Annotated in this window: 4 protein-coding genes; 1 reads left to right on the top strand and 3 read right to left on the bottom strand. The window is 60.0% G+C overall.

What is annotated here, in order from left to right; all coding sequences use genetic code 11:
• The 3 genes from FM069_RS21465 to FM069_RS21455 form a co-directional block, all read right to left on the bottom strand.
• Positions 1–690 (bottom strand): pyridoxal-phosphate dependent enzyme (locus FM069_RS21465; RefSeq protein WP_143490448.1); only part of this gene is annotated, 690 nt, incomplete at its 3' end.
• A gap of 23 nt (positions 691–713) precedes the next feature.
• On the bottom strand, positions 714–1,127 hold the full coding sequence (locus FM069_RS21460) for a YybH family protein (RefSeq protein ID WP_143490447.1): 414 nt from the start codon (positions 1,125–1,127) through the stop codon (positions 714–716).
• Positions 1,128–1,370: 243 nt separating this feature from the next.
• Positions 1,371–2,060 (bottom strand): polysaccharide lyase family 7 protein, encoded by a 690-nt coding sequence (locus FM069_RS21455; protein WP_143490446.1) that lies wholly within the window; start codon positions 2,058–2,060, stop codon positions 1,371–1,373.
• Positions 2,061–2,337: 277 nt separating this feature from the next.
• Between FM069_RS21455 and gbpA the strand changes: the two genes are divergently transcribed.
• On the top strand, positions 2,338–3,774 hold the full coding sequence (gene gbpA / locus FM069_RS21450; RefSeq protein WP_143490445.1) for an N-acetylglucosamine-binding protein GbpA: 1,437 nt from the start codon (positions 2,338–2,340) through the stop codon (positions 3,772–3,774).
• The last annotated feature ends 169 nt before the right edge of the window (positions 3,775–3,943 follow it).

Here is a 3,943-nt window from a genome sequence, read left to right as displayed (position 1 = left end):
GTCGGCGAACAGCCCGACCTGGGGCAGCACCACTCGCTCGCCGGCGGCCAGGGCCTGCTGCAGGCAGTTGGAGTCGTCGGGCTCGACGCCGATGACGCGGACTTCCGGGCGCAGGTACTTGACGTAGACGGCGATGCCGGCGATCAGGCCGCCGCCGCCGACCGGGACGAACACGGCGTCCAGAGGGCCGGTGTGCTGGCGGAGGATTTCCATGGCCACGGTGCCCTGGCCGGCGATGACGTGGGGGTCGTCGTAGGGGTGGATGTAGACGTAGCCCTGCTGCTTGACCAGTTCCAGGGAGTGGGCGAGGGCGTCGGGGAAGGCGTCGCCGTGGAGCACCACCTTGCCGCCGCGGGCGCGCACGCCCTTGACCTTGAGTTCGGGGGTGGTGCGGGGCATGACGATGGTGGCGTCGATGCCCAGTTCGCGGGCGGCCAGGGCGAGGCCCTGGGCGTGGTTGCCGGCGGAGGCGGTGACGACGCCGCGGGCGAGCTCGGCGGAGGAGAGCTGGGCGAGCTTGTTGTAGGCGCCACGGATCTTGAAGGAGAAGACCGGCTGCAGGTCCTCGCGCTTGAGCAGCACCTGGTTGCCCAGGCGCGTGGACAGGGCCGGCGCGGCCTGCAACGGTGTCTCGCTGGCCACGTCATAGACGCGGGCCGTCAGGATCAACTGCACATAGTGCTTGAGCATCGCCTCGTCCGAGGTGAAGGTGTTCATCGGGTCTCTCCTTCCGAGCGCGCGGCCTGGGCCGGGTCCAGCAGGCTCGTGCCATAAGAGTTGTCCACGGCGCAGCGCCATTGGCCATCCGCTTCGCGGCGATACACATAGGTGGCATGCCGAAGCCAGGTGGATTCGCCGCTCCGAATCCGGGTCTCCGCCAGCACCAGCGCGGTATCGCCTGCGATGATTTCCTGCACGGCTTGCTGGCTGACCTGAAGGCCCTGCTCGAAATGCTCGGCGATCGCTTTGAACGCCTGCCTGATCTGCACCTTGCCGGTGGCGCTGGAGCCCGGCCTGATGATCATCACGGCGTCATCGGTGTAGCAATCCATCAGCGCATCGAAGGCGCCTGCGTTGATCAGCCGATCGGCATGTTCGATGAGGGAGCGGAGGGCGGCGGGGGGCATGGAGACTCCTGGTAAGGTGCCCAGGAGACGGTGACAGAACCCGCCTCGAGGGCGGGTGGGGAAACGTAGGCTAACCCGCCACTGCTGGAATGGCGGTAATAATGATCGAGACGGAAACAGTGGACGGACGCATGCCAGCACCCTATAGGGCCGGATCGGCAGAAGTCAAGTGAAGCGGGAAGACGATGATGCCGAGGTCGATCGAATGCATAAAACCGATCGATGAGCTCGGTTATTCAGGTATCAGCGATGCAGCATGTTGAGCCAATAGAATGTGACTCGCCCACCCTCGTTGTTTTCGCCATCGTTATCCTGGATATAGGCGCCTGCCTTGAAATAAAGTTGTTGTTTGCTCCAGTAACCGGAGAGTTGACGGCTGTAAGTGCCTTCGTCCCGTTCGGAGCTGCTCACGATTATGCTCAGCTTACCTGATGGTGTCAGTCGGATATCGTAACCGAAGCGCTCGCCTAATTTAATATTGTCGACCACCACGATGTTTTCATTTTCCTTATCGCCCGGGCGTTTGCGCAGAAGTGCTTCTATCCTGCCTGTCCCCTTGCGGTAATGATATTGAAGTTTGAGTAGCGGATCGTTTTCACTTCCCACCTCATCCTTGCTGTGTATCTGGCCGATCACGATCTTGTTGCGACTCGGCACCTGCTTCACGGACAGCACGGCGCTCAGATAGCTGTCCGCGCTGGCGTAGTACCAGTAGCTCAGGCGGCCGTCATGCTGGGTTTCCCGCAGCTCGGTACGGGGGTAGTGGGCATCCGCGGTCCGCGAACCATTGACGGGGACCCAGAGGGTGACGCTGCCATCCGAATGTGTGCGGAAGTACTGGCTTTGATACCCATTGTTCAGTCGTGCAGTCTCGATCAGGGTGGCCGAGTGATGCACAGGAACCGTGAGATTCCATGTGGTCAGGTCGAGCATGTTTAATTAGCGCCTTAAATACAAAGTGCCAGTATATGAAGAACGGGTTCTCCAGGGTTTTGTGCGGCGGCATTGTATTCAGCATGTCTCCCGATACCAATTGGTGGCTTATTGATGTTATCGAGTTGTTACAAATCAATAAATGTGAGCGGTTTCATCTATTTTCCAAGGATGTATTTGTTATCGTGAGGGCGCGTGCAGGAAAAGCACGCGAGTAGTCGTGATCCCGCATTCACTTGAATACGGGTTATTAGCGGCACTATCAGGGAGAAAAACCATGCAAGTGCAAAACCGGAGCGCCCGTTTCGGGACGTTCTTCTTTATTACTGCCATGTCCTTCGTGGGTGCAAGCCAAGTTCAAGCCCACGGCTATATGACCAACCCGGCCTCCCGTTCCTTCAAGTGCTCTCAGGGGCAGAACGGGGATTGCGGCAGCATCCGCTATGAGCCGCAGAGCGTGGAAGCGCCCAAGGGTTTCCCGGCGGCCGGTCCGGCGGACGGCAAGATCGCCAGTGGTGGCGTGCGTCCTGACTTCAGCCCGTTGGATCGCCAGACCAGCGACCTGTGGAGCAAGACCACCATCAAGTCAGGCATCAACAATTTCGCCTGGAAATTCACGGCCAACCACAAGACTTCCAAATGGGAGTACTACATCACTCGGCAAGGGTGGGATCAGAACCATGTACTGACCCGCAGCGCATTCGAGCCGACGCCTTTCTGCACCGTCGACGGCCGTAATCAGCAGCCGCCGGCTACCGTCACCCATCAGTGCTCCGTACCGGCTGGCCATACCGGTTATCACGTGATCCTGGGAGTATGGGAGATCGCCGACACGGTGAACAGCTTCTATCAGGTCAATGACGTGTTGATCGAAGGCGGGAGCACCACCCCGCCGCCGAGCCAGGCCTTGACTCAGGTGGGCAGCATCAACTCCACCGTGGTTCTCAAAGCCGGTGATTCGGTGCGTACCCGGGTGTTCGACGCTTCCGGCGAGAACGATGCCCTGCGCACCGATCTGGCGATCACGCGTGACGAGGATGGTGCGCCCAGCAAGTGGTCGTACCTGCTGGCGCAGAAGATCAACGAAACCCAACCTCGGTTGGCAGCGGGTCAGCTGGATGCCAACGGCAACGTGGTGCCGGCCTATGGCCTGAATACCATCTACTCCAAGGCCAAGAAGGACATCGTCCGGGTGGAACTGGATTACCAGCAGGCCAACGTGCCGGTCGAGCCGGTGCTGCACGTGCATGACCTGGCGGCGGAGTATCCCATCGTCAATGGCAAGGCCACGCTGCGCTTCAGCGTCATGACCGAGGCGCTGCTGGCAGTTTCCGCCAAGGTATTCGACGCGGACAATCGCTCGGTCGGCTTCGCCACTGCAGATGTCACCAGCAGCCACGCCTTCGCGGTGGATATCCAGAATGCTGTAGCCGGCAGCTACACCTTGGTCATCCAGGGCGTGAACAAGGCAGGTGAAACTGTGCAGCGCACCGAAACCTTCTCGCTCAAGGGCGATGCCACTTACCAGTACCGCTTCCCGGAGAACATCTCTCTGTACAAGGCGGGTACCCGGGTGTTGCAACCCAAGAACGGCAAGGTGTACGAGTGCAAGCCGTATCCCTATAGCGGCTTCTGCAAGCAGTGGACTGCGGCGTCCAATGCGTATGAGCCTGGGATCGGTGTCAGCTGGACCCAAGCCTGGATAGCACGTTGATGTGATGAGTCGAGGGGCCGTGAGGCCCCTCGATCATTTGTTTTCAAAAAACCGTTGACGTGAGTTTCGTGGCCCCTATAATGCGCACCACTTCCGGCGCGTAGCCAACGCAAAACGCTTTGTAGATCAAGGGGTTGAGTGGTTGGAAGCATCCTAGGATGCGGCGGTG

Source organism: Pseudomonas mangiferae (genome assembly GCF_007109405.1).
In the GTDB taxonomy this organism is placed as follows: domain Bacteria; phylum Pseudomonadota; class Gammaproteobacteria; order Pseudomonadales; family Pseudomonadaceae; genus Pseudomonas_T; species Pseudomonas_T mangiferae.
This window is presented reverse-complemented; position numbering and strand designations above follow the sequence as displayed.